17 protein-coding genes are annotated in these 17515 nt (G+C 71.4%); 12 read left to right on the top strand and 5 right to left on the bottom strand.

The annotated features are described in order from the left end of the window. Window position 1 precedes the first annotated feature (1 nt). Both LUM46_RS20265 and LUM46_RS20260 read right to left on the bottom strand, forming a co-directional pair. The gene (locus tag LUM46_RS20265) at window positions 2-532 is read right to left on the bottom strand and encodes a GNAT family N-acetyltransferase (RefSeq protein WP_274996456.1); all 531 of its coding nucleotides are present in this window, start codon (window positions 530-532) and stop codon (window positions 2-4) included. An 18-nt stretch (window positions 533-550) separates the two neighbouring features. After that, complete coding sequence (locus LUM46_RS20260; protein ID WP_274996455.1) at window positions 551-1123, bottom strand: histone deacetylase; 573 nt, start codon at window positions 1121-1123, stop codon at window positions 551-553. A gap of 184 nt (window positions 1124-1307) precedes the next feature. Here LUM46_RS20260 and LUM46_RS20255 point away from each other — a divergent pair, with 184 nt between their 5' ends. The 5 genes from LUM46_RS20255 (at window position 1308) to LUM46_RS20235 (ending at window position 8382) form a co-directional block, all read left to right on the top strand. Then, window positions 1308-1763: a cold-shock protein gene (locus LUM46_RS20255; protein ID WP_274996454.1), complete on the top strand. Its 456-nt coding sequence runs from the start codon at window positions 1308-1310 to the stop codon at window positions 1761-1763. 237 nt (window positions 1764-2000) lie between these two features. Continuing rightward, the gene (locus tag LUM46_RS20250) at window positions 2001-3824 is read left to right on the top strand and encodes an ABC transporter substrate-binding protein (RefSeq protein WP_274996452.1); all 1824 of its coding nucleotides are present in this window, start codon (window positions 2001-2003) and stop codon (window positions 3822-3824) included. A 194-nt stretch (window positions 3825-4018) separates the two neighbouring features. Continuing rightward, window positions 4019-5539, top strand: a complete 1521-nt coding sequence (locus LUM46_RS20245; RefSeq protein ID WP_274996451.1) for an ABC transporter permease — start codon at window positions 4019-4021, stop codon at window positions 5537-5539. A 27-nt stretch (window positions 5540-5566) separates the two neighbouring features. Beyond that, window positions 5567-6565: an ABC transporter permease gene (locus LUM46_RS20240; RefSeq protein WP_274996449.1), complete on the top strand. Its 999-nt coding sequence runs from the start codon at window positions 5567-5569 to the stop codon at window positions 6563-6565. A gap of 2 nt (window positions 6566-6567) precedes the next feature. Then, window positions 6568-8382, top strand: a complete 1815-nt coding sequence (locus tag LUM46_RS20235) for an ABC transporter ATP-binding protein (RefSeq protein ID WP_274996448.1) — start codon at window positions 6568-6570, stop codon at window positions 8380-8382. 80 nt (window positions 8383-8462) lie between these two features. Here LUM46_RS20235 and LUM46_RS20230 read toward each other — a convergent pair whose 3' ends face one another. Then, window positions 8463-9431 (bottom strand): hypothetical protein, encoded by a 969-nt coding sequence (locus LUM46_RS20230; RefSeq protein WP_274996446.1) that lies wholly within the window; start codon window positions 9429-9431, stop codon window positions 8463-8465. Window positions 9432-9456: 25 nt separating this feature from the next. After that, window positions 9457-10404, bottom strand: coding sequence for a 2,3,4,5-tetrahydropyridine-2,6-dicarboxylate N-succinyltransferase (gene dapD / locus LUM46_RS20225; RefSeq protein ID WP_274996444.1), 948 nt, complete (start codon window positions 10402-10404; stop codon window positions 9457-9459). A gap of 42 nt (window positions 10405-10446) precedes the next feature. Here dapD and dapE point away from each other — a divergent pair, with 42 nt between their 5' ends. The 4 genes from dapE (at window position 10447) to LUM46_RS20205 (ending at window position 13672) form a co-directional block, all read left to right on the top strand. Continuing rightward, entirely contained in the window at window positions 10447-11574 is a 1128-nt protein-coding gene (gene dapE / locus LUM46_RS20220; protein WP_274996443.1) for a succinyl-diaminopimelate desuccinylase, read from the top strand. A 9-nt stretch (window positions 11575-11583) separates the two neighbouring features. After that, window positions 11584-12438, top strand: coding sequence for an LOG family protein (locus tag LUM46_RS20215; RefSeq protein ID WP_274996442.1), 855 nt, complete (start codon window positions 11584-11586; stop codon window positions 12436-12438). Continuing rightward, the gene (gene folP, locus LUM46_RS20210) at window positions 12439-13371 is read left to right on the top strand and encodes a dihydropteroate synthase (protein ID WP_274996440.1); all 933 of its coding nucleotides are present in this window, start codon (window positions 12439-12441) and stop codon (window positions 13369-13371) included. 133 nt (window positions 13372-13504) lie between these two features. Then, entirely contained in the window at window positions 13505-13672 is a 168-nt protein-coding gene (locus LUM46_RS20205) for a DUF3117 domain-containing protein (protein WP_274996439.1), read from the top strand. Between the two features lie 52 nt (window positions 13673-13724). Here LUM46_RS20205 and LUM46_RS20200 read toward each other — a convergent pair whose 3' ends face one another. Next, window positions 13725-14297: an O-methyltransferase gene (locus LUM46_RS20200; protein ID WP_310242977.1), complete on the bottom strand. Its 573-nt coding sequence runs from the start codon at window positions 14295-14297 to the stop codon at window positions 13725-13727. 178 nt (window positions 14298-14475) lie between these two features. Between LUM46_RS20200 and sigE the strand changes: the two genes are divergently transcribed. Genes sigE through LUM46_RS20185 form a run of 3 tightly spaced genes read left to right on the top strand, consistent with a single transcriptional unit; the run spans window position 14476 to window position 17503 of the window. After that, window positions 14476-15081: an RNA polymerase sigma factor SigE gene (gene sigE, locus LUM46_RS20195; protein WP_274996437.1), complete on the top strand. Its 606-nt coding sequence runs from the start codon at window positions 14476-14478 to the stop codon at window positions 15079-15081. Further along, window positions 15078-16028 carry a zf-HC2 domain-containing protein gene (locus tag LUM46_RS20190; protein WP_274996435.1) on the top strand — a complete coding sequence of 317 codons (951 nt, stop codon included), beginning with the start codon at window positions 15078-15080 and terminating at the stop codon, window positions 16026-16028. The genes sigE and LUM46_RS20190 overlap by 4 nt, the downstream gene beginning before the upstream one ends. Next, window positions 16025-17503 carry a S1C family serine protease gene (locus LUM46_RS20185; RefSeq protein WP_274996433.1) on the top strand — a complete coding sequence of 493 codons (1479 nt, stop codon included), beginning with the start codon at window positions 16025-16027 and terminating at the stop codon, window positions 17501-17503. Before LUM46_RS20190 ends, LUM46_RS20185 begins: the two co-directional genes overlap by 4 nt. Window positions 17504-17515 lie beyond the last annotated feature (12 nt).

Raw genomic sequence — 17515 nt, 5'->3', positions numbered from 1 at the left:
GTCAGCCCGGTCGCCGTCGGCCCATGATGGTGGCGGGCTCGGTGACACCCGCGTACCGGAACCCGGGCAGGAGGTCGACGAACCCGAGCCGGCGGTAGAGCACCTTGGCCCGGTCGGCGGGGTCGGCCGTGGTGGACAGCAGGATGTGCCGGTGCGCGGTCCGCTCGAAGAGCCCGCGCAGGAGCGCGGTCCCGTGCCCCTTGCCCTGGTGCTCGGGCAGGATCTCCAGCTCGTTGAGCTCGAAGGCGTCCTCCGTCCAGCCCGCGTGGCCGGCCCGCACCAGCGCGGGGCCCACCTGCTGGGGCCACCAGTGCTCGGGCTGGTAGTCGAACCCGTACACGAACCCCACGAGGCGGTCGTGGTCGAACGCGCCGAGGGTCAGCGCGCCGTCGTACAGCGGCAGGTAGGCGAGCCGGGTGTCCCGGAAGTGTTCACGGCGCTCGTCCGAGTAGCCGAACGCGCGCTGGAAGACCCGGGCGATCTCGTCCGCGCGCCGGAGCACCTCCGAGGTCTCCAGCGCGCGGATCGTCATGTCGGCACGCTAGCGCCGTCAGGCGGCGGCGTCGCGGGGGAGCACGGTGGCCAGGTACGCGGCGACCTCGGCCTCGGACCAGCCGTGCGACTCACGCAGGCCCGCACCGATCATCGCGACGTACGCGGCCGACGGCGCCGCATGGGGCACGTCGGCGTGCCCGTGCGGCGCGGTGAAGGTGAGCATCGGCAGCCCGTCCAGCTGCCCGACGGCGACCAGCGTCTCGTACCGGCCGGGCCCCGCGGCGTACCGGTCGTCGATGCCTCCGCGCAGCAGCGCTTCCAGCGGGCCGTCCGGCGCGGGGGAGCGGTGCATCTCCTGCGCTGCCACGTCGGCGAGCTGGGCCGCGGTGATGCGGTAGGCACGGGCCGGCGTCGGGCCGACGGCGTCGTGGTCGTAGAACGCCATGCCGCCGCCCCACACGCTCGACTCGCCCGCGAACCAGAGGCGCCCGGGCAGGTGCACCGCCCGGTCCTCGCGGGGGAGCGTCCGGTCCCGCGCTCCCGCGTAGTGCCGCCGCGCCCCCTCCGGGCGCCCGCCTGCCAGGTAGCAGGCCAGGCGGGCCCGGGCCATGTTGGACCCGTAGCTCACGTACCAGACCTCTGCGCTCAGGGGGAGAACTCCTCGGAGACGGCTGTGCGACACAAAAGGACCTCCACGCTACGGGTCGGATCGCGAGGGAACCAGGACGACACGGTGTGCGTTTGACCACGCGAAGTTGGACAACCGTCCTAGACTCGGTGTGCAGGGATTCTTACGAGGCGGAGTGTGTGTCGTGGTTCAAGGCAAGGTCATCAGGTTCGATGAGGTTCGCGGCTACGGGTTCGTTGCGCCCGACACGGGCGGCGACGACGTGTTCATCCACGTCAACGACCTCGAGTTCGACAAGCGCCACCTCGCGGTGGGCGCCGTGGTCGACTTCGCGGTGGAGGACGGCGACCGGGGCCTGAAGGCCTCGACCGTCACCCTGGTCGCGCCGGCCCCCGCTCCCGCCCCGGCGATGGCCGGGGCCGCCGTCGCGTCGGGCGCGCACTCCGCGCCCGCCCCGGCCTTCCTCCCGCCGCTGCCCGACGTCGGCTCCCGGGCCGACGGCGACGCACCGTCCGAGCGGGAGCTCGCCGTGGAGGTCACCGAGGTCCTCCTCGCGGGGGTGCCGACCCTCACCGCCGAGCAGGTCCTCGCCACCCGAGGGGCCTTCGTCGCGGTGGCGCGCTCGCACGGCTGGGTCTGAACTTCTCACCCGGGTGTTAACTCCCTGTTTCCGTCCTCGATGCGCGGAGACCGTGTTGATACGGGGCGATATCAGGTCGGTAACGATCAGTTCCGCCAAACGACGAAGTAGGGCAAACCCTCCCAACGCGTGAGTAGCGTGAGCGGAAACCATGACGGTGACGGACGTCTCACTCCCGGCGCGCGCTGCGGCGCGCTGCCAGGCAGTCCGATACCGGCATCCCCTTGAGGAGGAACATTGAAGATCAGGCGACTGAGCGCCGCCGTCGCAGTGACGGCCACGAGCGCGTTGCTGTTGTCGGCGTGCACCAGCCCGGCGGGCAACGACGACGACTCCGCGGACGGCGAGTCCACTGCGACCGCGGCGTCGACCAGCGGTCCGTGCAAGGCTGACCTCGGCGACATCGAGACCGCGGACGGCGAGATCAAGATGTCGATCGAGGACGAGTTCCTCAGCTACAACGGGCTGACCCCCGAGGCCTACTCGGTGTACAACAGCGCGGTCGTGGACCAGCTGTTCGGCAACTTCTACTACTTCGGTACCGACGGCACGATCTGCGCCGACGAGACGTACGGCACCTACGAGGCCGTCTCCGAGGACCCGCTGCAGGTCCAGTACACCCTCAACGACGAGGCAGCCTGGTCGGACGGCACGCCGGTCACCTACGCGGACTACATGCTCGATTGGGCGGCCCGGGCGGTCACCAAGAACGGCAAGGTCACCGAGGACGGCTCCGAGACGCCGCTCTTCAACCACATCGACGGTCTGTCGCTGGGCGACTACGTGCCCGAGGGCCCGCAGGCGGACTCCCCGGACGCCAAGTCCTTCACGTACGACTACGAGCGGGTGTACGCCGACTGGAAGATCCACGCGTACCCGCCGCTTCCCGCGCACGTCGTCGCCGAGCAGGCGGGCGTCTCCACCGAGGAGCTCGTCACCGCCATCCAGGAGCTCGACATGGACGTCCTGAAGGACGCCGCCGAGTTCTGGAACACGGGCTGGCTGTCCAAGCCGGGCGAGGTCCCGGACCCGGCGATCGCTCCCGTCACCGGCCCGTACGACTTCAAGGCGGACGGCTGGCAGAGCGGCCAGTACATCACCCTTGAGGCGAACTCCGAGTACTGGGGCACGCCGGCCGCCACGAAGGAGCTCACGTTCCGCTTCATCGGTGCCGACGCGCAGATCCAGGCGCTGGCCAACGGTGACCTCGACGTCATCCAGCCGAGCGGCCCGACCGTCGACACGACGACGCAGCTCGAGCAGCTCGGCGACGCCGTGAACGTCGACACCAACCAGGGTCTGACCTGGGAGCACCTCGACTACAACTTCAACTCCGGCGTCTTCGCCGACAGCCTGGAGGCACGGGAGGCGTTCGCGCACTGCGTGCCGCGGCAGAAGATCGTCGACGACCTGATCAAGCCGATCGCCCCCGAGGCCGTCATCATGAACGCCCGCGAGGTCTTCCCGTTCCAGGACAGCTACGAGGACGTCGTGTCCGGGTCGTACGACAACCGGTACGACGAGGTCGACCTCGACGCCGCCAAGGAGAAGTTCGAGGCCGCCGGCCTCGAGGAGGGCGAGAAGGTCCGCATCGGCTACGCCGCGCCGAACCCGCGTCGTGCCGCCGAGGTCGAGGCCATCAAGTCCTCGTGCGACCAGGTGGGCTTCGAGATCATCGATTCCGCCTCGCCGGACTTCTTCGACAAGGACCTGCCGAACGGTGACTACGAGGTCGCGCTGTTCGCCTGGGCCGGATCGGGTCAGATCGCCTCGGGCGAGAACATCTACTCGACCCCTGGCACGCAGAACTACGGCGGGTACTCGGACGAGACCGTCGACGAGGCGTGGAAGACGCTGTCGTCGTCCACGGACGAAGCGGTGCACGCCGAGCAGACCGTGATCATCGAGAAGCAGCTGTGGGACACGCTCTACGGCATCCCGCTGTTCGCTCACCCCGGTGTGATCGCCAGCAGCTCGAACCTCGAGAACGTGCACAACTCGGCCGCCCAGACGGGCGTGCTGTGGAACGCCGAGCAGTGGGCGGCGAACACCGCCTCCTGACGCGAGGATGACGCAAGACCTGCGGGGAAGGGAGCCTGTGTTCCCTTCCCCGCAGCGCTGCCTGTCGCCGTCCAGGAACTTTTCCGAGGGTGACCTGGGTGGACGGCAGCAATTTTCGTCCGGTGTCCTATAGTGACACGCTGATCGCTTTCCCCAGCAGACGCCGTGCTGCGTCCGCCTCGAAGGGCCAACCCGTGCTCAAGTTCATCCTCCGGCGCATCGGCGCCTCGGCGCTCGTGCTGCTCGGCGCCTCAGTACTCATGTTCGTCCTGACCATCAAGTCCGGCGACCCGCTCCAGGACCTGAACGAATCCAACGACCCGAACCGTGACGCGCTCATCGCGGAGCGCACCGAACGGATGCGGCTCGATGACACGTGGTACGAGCGGTACTGGGACTGGCTCAGCGGCGTAGGCGGTTGCTTCACCGGCAGCTGCGACCTCGGCGTCACCGTCAACGGCATCGACGTGCTCAACCTCACGCAGCAGGCGGCGGCCTCGACCCTCCGGCTCATCACGCTCTCCACGCTGCTCGCCATCGTCGTCGGTGTAGCGCTCGGTATCCTCACCGCGATCCGCCAGTACTCCGGGTTCGACTACACGGTGACGTTCAGCGCCTTCCTCTTCTTCTCGCTGCCGGTGTTCTGGGCGGCGACGCTGCTCAAGGAGTACGCGGCCATTCAGTACAACAACTGGATCGCCGTGGGCCAGTACGCGCCATGGACGATAGTGATAGTCGGGCTCTTGGCAGGGTTCCTGCTCCAGGCGGTGCTCGGCGGGTCCGCGAGACGCCGGATCGTCACGGCCGCGACCGCGTTCGCGTTCGTCACGGTGGTGCTCTTCGCCTTCAACGCGCTCGACTGGTGGCGCGACCCGATGTTCGGCATCGGCGGCGTCCTGGTGGTCTCGGCCGCGGCGGGCGTGCTCGTCACCGCGCTGGTGGCCGGCCTGCGCAACCGGCGGGCGCTCTACGCGGCGCTCACCACCGTCGTCGTCGGCGTGATCGCCTACCTGGTCACCGCGCCGCTCCTGGTCAACGAGCCGTCGTGGCTCCTGCTCATCGGTCTGTTCGTGATCGCCGTGGTGGTCTCGGTGGCGGTCGGCGCCGCCTGGGGCGGTTACGCGCGCAAGCAGTCCATGCTGGTCTCCGGCATCACCGGGGTCATCACCAGCATCATGGTCGTGGCGGACCTCCTCATCGCGCACTGGAGCAGCTTCCTGGGGCTCAAGTCACGACCGATCTCGACCATCGGCTCGCAGACGCCGAACTTCAACGGTGAGTTCTGGGAGCGGGCGCTCGACATGGGCACGCAGATCCTGCTGCCGACCATCCTGCTGACCCTGGTGTCCGTCGCCACGCACTCCCGCTACACGCGCTCCTCCATGCTGGAGACGCTGAACCAGGACTACGTGCGCACCGCCCGGTCGAAGGGCCTGTCCGAGCGTGAGGTCATCGTCAAGCACGCCTTCCGCAACGCGCTGATCCCGATCACGACGATCGTCGCGTTCGACTTCGCCGCCCTCATCGGTGGCGCGATCATCACGGAGCAGGTCTTCGGGTGGAAGGGCATGGGCGCCTTGTTCCAAGACGGTCTGCGCGCGGTCGACCCGGCGCCGGTCATGGCGTTCTTCCTCGTCACCGGCATCGCAGCCGTCCTGATGAACCTGCTGGCAGACATCGCGTACGCGGCCCTCGACCCCCGGATCCGGCGCTGAGCGCGGGCGAAGGCAGGAGACACAGACATGAGTGATATCAGGAACAGCAACCCCGACGGCCAGGACTTCGAGCCTCAGATCTCGGCGACCGGCACCGACGCGGTCGGCCTTGCCGCCGGCGGCTCGGCGGCCCCGTTGCCCGGCGAGGACAAGTCCTACAGCCAGGGTCAGCTCGTGGTGCGCCGCTTCTTCCGGCACAGGGGCGCACTCTCCGCGATGATCGTGCTGGGCATCGTCATCGTCGTGGCGTTCACGTCGATCGGCGTCGGTCCGATCCCGGGCTGGTGGCCCAAGGACTACACGCTCCAGTACGACAAGATCGGTGACGGGGCCCCCACCTGGGAGTATCCGTTCGGCCAGGACACGGGCGGCAAGGACTACTTCGCCCTCGTCATGCGCGGTACCCAGTTCTCGCTGATCATCGCGTTCGCCGTCGGCATCATCTCGACGCTCGTGGGCACCCTGATCGGCGCACTGGCCGGGTTCTACCGCGGCTGGGTCGAGTCGATCCTCATGCGCATGACCGACGTCTTCATCGTCATCCCGCTGCTCGCCGTGGCCGCCGTGCTCGGCCGGATGGCCGGCGGCAACGGGATTCTCGGGCTCGCCCTGGTGCTCGGTCTGGTCACCTGGACCAGCCTGGCCCGCCTCGTGCGCGGCGAGGTGCTCTCGCTGCGTGAGCGGGACTTCGTGCTCGCCGCCCAGGCGGTGGGTACCGGTGCGTGGCGCATCATCACCCGGCACGTGCTGCCCAACGCCGTGGGCGTCATCATCGTGTCCGCGACCCTGTCCATCTCCACCGCGATCCTGCTGGAGACCTCGCTCAGCTTCCTCGGTTTCGGCGTGCAGCCGCCCGACACCTCGCTGGGCACCCTGATCTCCGAGTACCAGGCGGCGTTCACGACACGCCCGTGGCTGTTCTGGTGGCCCGGCCTGATGATCCTGACGATCGCGCTGTGCGTGAACTTCATCGGCGACGGCCTGCGTGATGCGTTCGACCCCCGCCAGAACCGGAGCAAGGACTGAGCATGACCACTCTCGACATCAGCTCGCCCGGTTCCGCCTCGGCCACCGGCGACGCCGTCCTCTCGTTCGAGGACCTCTCCGTCACGTTCAAGACCGAGTTCGGTGACGTCCACGCCGTCAAGGGCATCGACCTGGAGGTGCGGCCCGGCGAGGTCGTGGCGCTCGTGGGCGAGTCCGGCTCGGGCAAGTCCGTCACCTCGATGACGGCGCTCGGTCTGCTGCCCCGCAACGCGCGCGTCGGCGGCACCGTCCGCGTGGGCGACAAGGTGGTGGGCGGCCTCGACGGCAGAGGGCTGCGCACCATGCGCGGCAACGACGTCGCGATGGTCTTCCAGGAGCCCATGACCGCGCTGAACCCGGTCCTCACGATCGGCGACCAGCTCACCGAGGGCCTGCAGCTGCACGGCATCGCCTTCGGCAAGCAGGCCATGGCCCGGGCCGCCGAGCTGCTCGCCATGGTCGGCATCCCCGAGCCCGAGCGCCGGCTCAAGCAGTACCCGCACGAGCTCTCCGGCGGTCAGCGCCAGCGCGTCGTCATCGCCATGGCGATCGCGTGCGACCCCAAGGTGATCATCGCCGACGAGCCCACCACCGCCCTCGACGTGACGGTGCAGGCCGACATCCTCGACCTGCTCCGCTCGCTCAAGGACAAGCTGGACACGGGCATCCTGCTGATCACCCACAACATGGGGGTGGTGGCCGACATGGCGGACCGCGTCGCCGTCATGCTCAAGGGCGACATCGTGGAGACCGGCACGGCCGACCAGGTGCTGAACCACCCGCGCCACGAGTACACGAAGCGCCTGCTGGCCGCTGTGCCCCACCTGGGGTCGGGACCGGGCCAGTTCGGCAACGTCACCCCCGTGGTCGCGGGTGCCGGCGACCTGCCGGCGCTCGACCTGGGCAAGCTCGTCATCGAGTACCACCGGCTCGGCAAGCCGACGTTCCGGGCCGTCGACGACGTGTCGCTGTCCGTGGCGCAGGGCGAGATCGTGGGGCTGGTGGGCGAGTCGGGCTCCGGCAAGTCCACCATCGCCAAGTGTGCCCTCGGCCTCATCCCGGCGGCGTCGGGCTCGGTGTCGATCCTGGGCAACGACCTCACGAAGATGCGCGGCAAGGAGCTCAAGGCCCTGCGCCGGCGCATCGGCGTCGTGTTCCAGGACCCGGCGTCGTCCCTGAACCCGCGCCTGCCGATCGGCGACGTGATCGCGGAGCCGCTGGTGGTGCACAAGGAGGGCGACGACAAGTCGCGGCGCCGGCGTGTGCTGGAGCTGCTCGACGCCGTCGAGCTGCCCCGCAGCGCCTTCAACCGCTACCCGCACGAGCTCTCCGGCGGCCAGCGCCAGCGCGTCAGCATCGCCCGTGCCCTCACGCTCGACCCCGAGCTGCTGGTGGCGGACGAGCCGACGTCGGCCCTGGACGTCTCCGTGCAGGCGAACGTGCTGAAGATGTTCACGGCACTGCAGGAGCGCTACAAGTTCGCGTGCCTCTTCGTGAGCCACGACCTCGCGGTGATCGACCTGCTCGCCCACCGGGTGGTGGTGCTGCAGAACGGCCGGATCGTGGAGCAGGGCCCGCGCGACGAGGTGCTGCACCACCCCCGCGAGGAGTACACGCAGCGCCTCATCGCGGCCGCGCCCGTGCCGGAGCCGCTGGAGCAGCGCAGGCGCCGCGAGGCCCGGCACGCTCTGCTGACCCAGCTCGGCGACGACGTCGCGGAGCTGCAGATCGACGAGCACTACGACCGCCCCGAGCCGCGGCAGAACGAGGGCGGAAACTCCTCCGGTCTGGGCGGCCTGATGGGCGGCGGCAGCTGACCCCGCCGAAGTAGTCATCTGGCGAGGTAGTCACCTAGTTGCATGACTACCTCGCCAAGTGACTACCTCGGCGTGAGGGGTTACTCCGCGGCGTCCACCGTGATGCGGACCTCGCCCGGGCTCAGCCGGGTCTCCGCGGCGACCCAGGCGGCCTCCTCGCGGAGCCATACCCGGTCGGCGACGTGCACCTCGACGGCCTGCGTGGTCTGGGCGGTCGCGACGGCCCACTGGCCGGTCGCCCACGCGCCGCGCTGCGGGTCGTCCGGGGTGAGCGGCGTCGCGTCGACGGTCACCGTGGACGACGCCGGGTCCTGGCGGTTCGGGTCCGCGGCGCCGGTCGCGGAGGCCAGTCCCAGGTCGCGGCCCAGGCGGCCCACCACGACGTCGCGGGCGGCGTCGGGCGCTATCTGGTCGGCGTTCGCGACGGGGGCCAGCTCGCAGGACAGGGCCGCGGGGGAGTTGCCGGTGAGCGCGGAGGCCCAGGCGCGTGACCGCATCTCGTGCTGCGCGTACGCGTCGGGGAAGCCCGAGCGCTGCACGGTCTGCGCGGCGTCCGTCACCGCCATGTCCTCGTACCCCTCGACCTCGACCAGCACGTCGTAGAACGCGTTGGTCGAGTACACCGGGTCCATGATCTCCCCGACGGTGCCCCAGCCCTGGGACGGGCGCTGCTGGAACAGGCCCACGGAGTCGCGGTCGCCGTAGTCGATGTTGACGAGCTTCGACTCCTGCAGCGCGGTGGCCAGCCCGATCGTCGCGGCCCGCGCGGGCAGGCCGCGGGCGACGGAGGTGCCGACCACGAGCGCCGCGTTGTCCGCCTGGCCGGGCGACAGGTACCAGTCCGAGCCGTCGAGCACGGCGGTGCACCGTTCCGTGACGGGTCCGGCGCCCGTCAGCCGGTTCAGCCCCACGACGATGCCGATCGTCGCGACGGCGCTCACCGACCCGACCGCCACCACGTACTTGAGCGCGCGTCTCACGGGCCGGCGCCGCGGGGGACCGTCGGCGGGTGGCGGGACCGGTGGACCGGCCTCGGCCAGGAGGGCCATGCGAGCTCCCTGATGTCCGTGCTGGTCAGTTGGCGTGCAGGGCCTCGTTGAGCTCGATCCCGACGCCGGTCCGGTCGAGCACCTCGACGGCGCCGTTGGTCGAGTTCCGACGGAACAACAGGTTGCTGCGGCCCGCGAGGTCGCGCGCCTTGACGGTGGCGGTGCCGTCACCGGTCGGGTCGACGGCGGCGCCCAGCACGGTGATCTTGCTCCCGGCGGTGACGTACAGGCCGGCCTCGACCACGCAGTCGTCACCGAGGGGGATACCGAGGCCCGCGTTGGCACCCAGGAGGCACCGCTCGCCGAGGGACACGACCTCCTTGCCCCCGCCGGACAGGGTGCCCATGATCGAGGCGCCACCGCCGACGTCGGATCCGTCGCCCACGGTGACGCCGGCCGAGATGCGGCCCTCGACCATGGAGGAGCCGAGGGTGCCCGCGTTGTAGTTCACGAAGCCCTCGTGCATCACGGTGGTGCCCGGGGCGAGGTGCGCGCCGAGGCGGACCCGGTCGGCGTCGGCGATCCGGACGCCCGACGGGACCAGGTAGTCGACCATGCGCGGGAACTTGTCGACGCCGAACACGGTGACGTGGCCGCGGGCGCGCAGGCGCACCCGGGTCTCCTCGAAGCCCTCGACGGCGCACGGGCCGGCGCTGGTCCAGACGACGTTCGTCAGCACGCCGAAGATCCCGTCCAGGTTGAGCCCGTGCGGGCGCACGAGGCGGGCCGAGAGCAGGTGGAGCCGCAGGTAGGCGTCGGAGACGTCCTTGGGCGGGTCAGCGAGGTCGATCTGCGTGCTGACCACCTCGAGCCGGACGCGGCGCGCCTCGTCAGCACCCACGAGCCCTGCGAGGGCCTCGGGCGGCGTCGCGCCGGCGGGCGCCTCGCCGAGGGCGGGCGCCGGGTACCAGGTGTCGAGGGTGGTGCCGTCGTCGGCGATCGTGGCAAGGCCGAAACCCCATGCGGTCGTCATGGCTCCAGCCTAACGGCCCTGGCCAACGCATAGGGTTGTCCTGTGGACACCGTGATCGACCCTGCCCTGCTCGACCCGTCCGGCGAGGAGTCCGACCTCGTCGCACTTGCCCGGGTCATCTGCGACATCCCGTCCGTCAGCGGCGACGAGAAGGCCCTTGCCGACGCGATCGAGATCCTGCTGCGCGGCTGCGCGCACCTGGAGGTGCTGCGCGACGGGGACGCCCTGGTCGCCCGCACGAACCTGGGCCGGGACCGCCGCGTCGTCGTGGCCGGCCACATCGACACGGTGCCGATCGCGGACAACCTGCCCACGCGCCTGGTGGGCGAGGGCGACGACGCGGTGCTGTGGGGCCGCGGGACCGTCGACATGCTGGGCGGCGTCGCCGTCGCCCTCGCGCTGGCCGTCGAGCTCGGGGCGCCCGGCAGCGAGCCGGCGCACGACCTCACGTGGATCTTCTACGACCACGAGGAGGTCGACTCGGCCCTGAACGGGCTGGGCCGCCTCGCGCGCAACCACCCGGAGCTGCTGCGGGGCGACTTCGCGATCCTCGGCGAGCCCACCGACGCCGGGATCGAGGGCGGCTGCAACGGCACCATGCGCGTCGAGCTGCGCACCCGCGGCGTCGCCGCGCACTCGGCGCGGGCGTGGACGGGTGAGAACGCGATCCACGCGGTGGCCCCGGCGCTGGCCCGGCTCGCCGCGTACGAGCCGCAGTCGATCGAGGTCGACGGCCTCCTCTATCGCGAGGGCCTCAACGCCGTGCGGATCGAGGGCGGGATCGCGGGCAACGTCATCCCGGACGCGTGCACCGTCGAGGTGAACTACCGGTTCGCGCCGTCGCGCTCCGTCGAGGACGCCGAGGCCCACCTGCGGGAGGTGTTCGAGGGTTTCGACCTGGTCGTGACCGACGCCGCCGGGGGTGCGCGGCCGGGCCTCGACGACCCGCTGGCCGCCCAGTTCGTGCAGTCGGTGCTCGCCACGACCGGTGGCGTGCCGGCGCCGAAGTACGGGTGGACCGACGTCGCCCGGTTCTCCGAGCTGGGCGTGCCGGCGGTGAACTTCGGCCCCGGGGACCCGCTGCTCGCGCACAAGGACGACGAGCATCTGCCGGTCGCTCAGCTCGCGCAGTGCCGTGACGCGCTGCGGGCCTGGCTGCTCGGCGGATAGTTTGGTCGCATGAGCGACGACGGCATTCCACAGTCCGGCCGCGGTTACCGCCGCGGCCCGGTGCTGCTCCGCGGGAACCAGGTCCCGCAGACCACCACGGACCAGCGACTCCTGGCATCCGACCAGGAGTCGGACTGGTTGCACAGCGACCCGTGGCGCGTGATGCGCATCCAGAGCGAGTTCGTCGAGGGATTCGGCGCGCTCGCGGAGCTCGGGCCGGCGGTGTCGGTGTTCGGCTCCGCGCGCACCAAGCCGGACCACGAGGACTACCGCGCGGGGGAGACCGTGGGCCGGCTCCTGGTGGAGGCCGGGTACTCCGTCATCACGGGCGGCGGGCCCGGCGTGATGGAGGCCGCGAACAAGGGCGCCGCCGAGGCGGGCGGTACTTCGGTGGGCCTCGGTATCGAGCTGCCCTTCGAACAGGGCGTCAACGAGTTCGTGAATCTGGGCATCAACTTCCGGTACTTCTTCGCGCGAAAGACCATGTTCCTGAAGTACGCCCAGGGATTCATCGTGATGCCCGGGGGATTCGGCACCTTCGACGAGCTCTTCGAGGCAGTGACCCTTGTTCAGACGCACAAGGTGACACAGTTCCCGCTCGTCCTGGTGGGTAAGGAGTACTGGGGCGGGCTCCTGGAGTGGATCCGCTCGACGGCGCTGACCCACGGCACCATCAGCGAGGCCGACCTCGACATCATGCACCTCACCGACGACCCCGCGGAGGCGGTGAACCACGTCGTCGAGCGGGTGCACCAGATCGAGGCGGAGCAGGCGGCCCTGCAGGCGGCGGCAGCCGCGGAGCGCGCCACCGAGGAAGCGGCACTCGAGGGGCCGGGCCTGCCGAGCACCCTGGGCGGCGCGTAGGTGAACGGTTCGGACGTCCCGGACGCGACGGTTCCGCGGGCGTCCGCGCCGCTGGTGCTGCGCGGACGCGAGCTGGGGCGCGACGGCCGCGCGGTGCGCCCGGTCGTGATGGCGGTCCTGAACCGCACCACCGACTCGTTCTACGCCCCCGCCCGCGTGCCCGACGACGCCGCCGCGCTGGCCGCCGCGGAGCGCGCGTTCGCGGACGGCGCGGAGATCCTGGACGTCGGCGGCGTCCGTGCGGGCAACGGGTCGCCGGTGGACGAGGCAGAGGAGATCCGCCGGGTCGTCCCGTTCGTGGCGGCGGTCCGCCGTGCGGTGCCGGACCTGCTCGTCTCGGTCGACACCTGGCGCGCGGGCGTGGCCGGCGCGGCGATCGACGCCGGGGCGGACCTGATCAACGACACCTGGGCCGGGCACGACCCGGCCCTGGTGGAGGTGGCGGGGGCGGCCGGCGTCGGCGTCGTCTGCTCCCACACGGGCGGCGCGACACCCCGCACCGACCCGTACCGCGTGGAGTACCCGGGGGACGGCGACGGTCTGCTGGACGACGTCGTGGCGACCCTCCGGGCCGCCGCGGCGCGAGCGGTGGGGTGCGGGGTGCCGCGCGAGTCGGTGCTCGTCGACCCCACGCACGACTTCGGCAAGAACACCTGGCACTCGCTGCACCTCCTGCGCGCCACCGGCACGCTCGCGGGACTCGGCTTCCCGCTGCTCATGGCGCTCTCCCGCAAGGACTTCGTGGGGGAGACGCTCGACCTCCCGCCCGAGGAGCGGCTCGAGGGCACGCTGGGTGCGACGGCGGTGGCCGCGTGGCTCGGCGCGCGGGTCTTCCGCACCCACGATGTGGCCGCCACACGACGCGTTCTCGACCTCGTGGCGGCGGTCCGGGACGAGGCGCCACCGGCCGCGGCACTGCGCGGTCTTGCCTGATCCGGCGAAGGGCGGCGAAAGGGCGCGTGGAAAGTAAGGGGCGGCAATTGAACTAGAATGAGTCTGTGCCCTCGGCGTTCGCCGGGAACATGAATGCTGCTACACACCGGACAACGGAATGGGAGAGCCACACATGGCTGCGATGAAGCCGCGAACGGGTGACGGACCGCTCGAGGTCACCAAGGAGGGGCGCGGCATCGTCATGCGTGTGCCGCTCGAGGGCGGCGGTCGGCTCGTCGTCGAGCTCAACGCGACCGAGGCAAGCGAGCTCGGCGACGCTCTCCAGACCGTGATCGCCTGAGGCCTGAGCTCCACTGCCGGCCGTCCGTCGCGGGGACCGGCCGTCCGGCAGGTCAGCGACGGACGGCCAGCAGCAGCCCGTCTCCGCTCGGCAGCATGGCAGGCAGCACCCGCTCGTCGTTGCGCAGCGTCCGGCCCACCTCTCGCACGACGGTGGTGAGCTCGTCGCGGCGGGCAGGGTCCGCGACCCGGTCCCGCAGCAGCGCGCCGTCCACGGCGAGCACGCCGCCCGGCCGGAGCAGTCGCAGGGCCTCGTCGACGTACTCCGGGTAGCCCAGCGGGTCGCTCGCCACGAGCACCAGGTCGTAGGCGCCGTCCGCCAGCCGGGGCAGCACGTCACCGGGCCGGCCGGGGATGATCCGGGTGCGCTGCGGGGCGACGCCGTCCTCGGCGAACGCCGCCCGCGCTGCCCTCTGGTGCTCCACCTCCCGGTCGATGGTGGTGAGCTGGCCGTCGAGCGGCATACCGCGGAGGAGCCACAGGGCAGCGACACCGGCACCCGTACCGACCTCCACCACCGCGTGCGCGTTCGTGGCGGCGGCCAGCACCCGCAGCACGGCCCCGACGCCAGGCAGCACGGCGGGACAACCCAGCTCCGAGGCGCGCTCGCGGGCGCGCAGCAGCACCTCGTCCTCGGGGACGAAGGCCTCGCTGTAGACCCAGGCCGCGACCTTGCCGTGGCCGGACGGCTCCGCTGTGCTGATGGGTTTCCTCCGCTGGCGCTGGACAAGATGTGTGCATCACGTGCGGCGTCAGGGTACAGCCCGTGGGAACGACTGGGCTTCGGCGTGCGTTGAGAGGACGATGACTTCTGTGAGTACTCGTGCAGCAGCAGACGTAAGTGCGTCGGTACCTTCCGGGCCCGGCGCCGCCGACCTGCCCTGGCAGCCGCCGACCTGGGAAGAGATCGTGCGCGAGCACTCCGCGCGCGTCTATCGGCTCTCCTACCGGCTGACCGGCAACAAGCAGGACGCCGAGGACCTCACGCAGGAGACCTTCATCCGGGTGTTCCGCTCGCTGTCCAGCTACACGCCGGGCACGTTCGAGGGCTGGCTGCACCGCATCACCACCAACCTGTTCCTCGACGGCGCGCGCCGCAAGAAGCGCATCCGCATGGAGGCGATGGGGGACGACGACGGCCACGTCGCCGACACCGGCGACTTCGGCCGTCCGGAGCGCGGGTACGAGCACGCCAACCTGGACCAGGACGTCCAGAAGGCGCTCGACGCCCTGCGCCCCGAGTACCGTGCCGCCGTCGTGCTGTGCGACATCGAGGGCCTGAGCTATGAGGAGATCGCCGTGACGCTTGGCGTCAAGCTCGGGACGGTGCGCTCCCGGATCCACCGGGCCCGCGCCCAGCTCCGCGACGCGCTGGAGCACCTGGCGCCCACGCGCGGGGGCGTCCGATGAGTCACCTCGGGGACCTGATCAGCGCGCTCGCGGACGGGCAGCTCTCGCCCGCGGAGACCGAGCGTGCCCTGTCCCACGTGACGATGTGCCGCCTGTGCGCCCGCGAGCTGGACTCGGCCCGTGCGGCCCGGCGTGCACTGTCCTCGGCCGCGGACGTCATGCCGGACCCGGCCCTGACCGCGCGCCTGATGGCACTCCAGGCCAGCATCCCGCCCACCTCCGACGACCCGCTGCGGCGGCCCTTCCTCGGCCCGGACCCGCTGTCGGTGCCGGTGTGGCAGACCGCGGGGTTCGACGGCGGCGAGGGGTTCGACGGCCGGCTCGACCGCCCGGCGCGGCGGCGCCGGACCGCACGGATCACCGCGCTCGGTGTCGGTGGCGCGGGTGTCCTGGGGCTCGCGCTCTTCACGCTCGGTGACGTCCCCGTCGTGTCCCCGCAGCTCTCCGCACAGACCAGCATGACCATGCTGGGCCGCACGGGACCGGACGCGGCAGCGGCAGGGCAGGACGTGCTCGCCACGCTCGACGCCGCTCCCGGCCAGCTCACGCCCGCCGCGCTCGACTGGGCGGCGGACAACGGCTGGGTGGCGCCCACGGAGCTGCCCGAGGGGTACACGGTCTCGGCGATGCGTCTGGTGGGCGACCAGGGGCAGACGCTCGAGATCGACCTCACCGGGCCCACCGGTCACGCGGTGGTCCGCGAACGCCCGGGCCAGCTGGCCCCGGACGGCACCGCCGGCTCCGGGGAGGTCCAGGTGCTCGCCACCGAGCCCGCCCACGTGGCGTGGCAGTCGGAGGACATGGTGGTCGACGTCGTGGCGGACGCGCCGGAGGAGGTATTGACCGAGCTCGTGGCGTCGTTCGGTGAGCATGGCTACGATGCCGGGGTCCTGCCCCGCATCGCCCGCGGGTGGCACACCGTGACAGGAGTCATCGAAAGCCCATGACCGACGAGAACCCGTTCGCGCCGCCCACGCCGCGTGCAGCAGTGCCCTCCGCGAACGAGCCGAGGACTCCGGCAGCGGACTCCGCACCCGAGCCCGAGGCCCGGCCCGCAACAGGCCCGGGGGCCCAGCGGCCGGAGCCGGCCGCCGCGCCGGACCAGGCCACCGAGCGGCTGCCGCAGCAGCCCGGTGAGCAGCCCACCGCGCAGCTCCCGGCGTCGGGGTTCCTGACCACCGTGGCAGCTCCCGCCCTGGCCGGGGCGGCCGCCGAGGACCGTCATGGGCCCCACCCTTCGGCGCACCCGACCCCGTACGGGACCGACACCGACCCGCACGCCACCCCGCACGCCACCTCGCACGGCACCACGACCCGGCGCGGCAAGCTCGGCGCACGCGCGGTGTCCGCCGTCGTGCTGCTGGGCCTGCTTGCGGGGGCGGGCGGTGGTGTCGCCGCCTTCGCGCTGCTGGACTCGCAGGAGTCGGCGCGGCCCGCGAACGCCGCGCTCCCGGAGCCGGCGGCGGGCGCCACGCAGGTGGAGCGCCCCGAAGGTTCGGTGGCTGCCATCGCGGCCGCGGCCCTGCCGAGCGTGGTCTCGATCGAGGTGCGCGCCCAGCAGGGCGTCGCGACGGGGTCCGGCATGATCCTCAAGGCCGACGGCTACATCCTGACGAACAACCACGTGGTCGCGGAGGCGGCGTCGGGGGCTGACGTCACGGTGACGTTCGCCGACGGGCACGAGCAGCCCGCCGAGCTCGTGGGCGCTACCCCCGACTACGACCTCGCGGTGATCCGGGTCGACGAGAGGGGTCTGGAGCCGCTGGTGCTGGGCGACTCCGACGACGTGGTCGTCGGGGACTCGGTGCTCGCCGTCGGCTCCCCGTTGGGCCTGGAGGCCACCGTCACCACCGGCATCGTCAGCGCGCTGCACCGCCCCGTGAAAGCGGGTGAGGCCGCCGAGGCCGCGTTCATCGACGCCATCCAGACGGACGCCGCCATCAACCCCGGCAACTCGGGCGGACCGCTCGTGAACTCGGCCGGCGAGGTGATCGGCATCAACTCGGCCATCGCGCAGGGGCCGGGCACGGCCGCGGCCACCGGCAACATCGGCCTCGGCTTCGCCATCCCGTCCAACCAGGCGCGGCACACCGCCGAGCAGCTCATCGAGACCGGCACGGCCACGTTCCCGATCATCGGCGTGCTGCTCGACCCCAGCTACCAGGGCGAGGGCGTGCGGGTCTCCGAGGAGTCGCAGCAGGGCACGCCGGCGGTGACGCCGGACGGCCCTGCCGACCAGGCGGGCGTGGAGCCGGGCGACGTGATCCTCTCGATCGACGGCCGCCCGGTGTCGGTGGCCGACGAGCTCATCGTCGCCATCCGGGCCAAGGCGCCCGGTGACTCGGTGACGCTCCAGGTGCGTTCCGGCGGCGAGGAGCGCGAGGTCCGCGTGGTTCTCGAAGAGCGGTCGAGCGGCCGGTGAACCGGGTTCATC

It is taken from the genome of Promicromonospora iranensis, from assembly GCF_028994805.1.
GTDB classification, from domain to species: Bacteria; Actinomycetota; Actinomycetes; order Actinomycetales; family Cellulomonadaceae; genus Promicromonospora; species Promicromonospora iranensis.
This window is presented reverse-complemented; position numbering and strand designations above follow the sequence as displayed.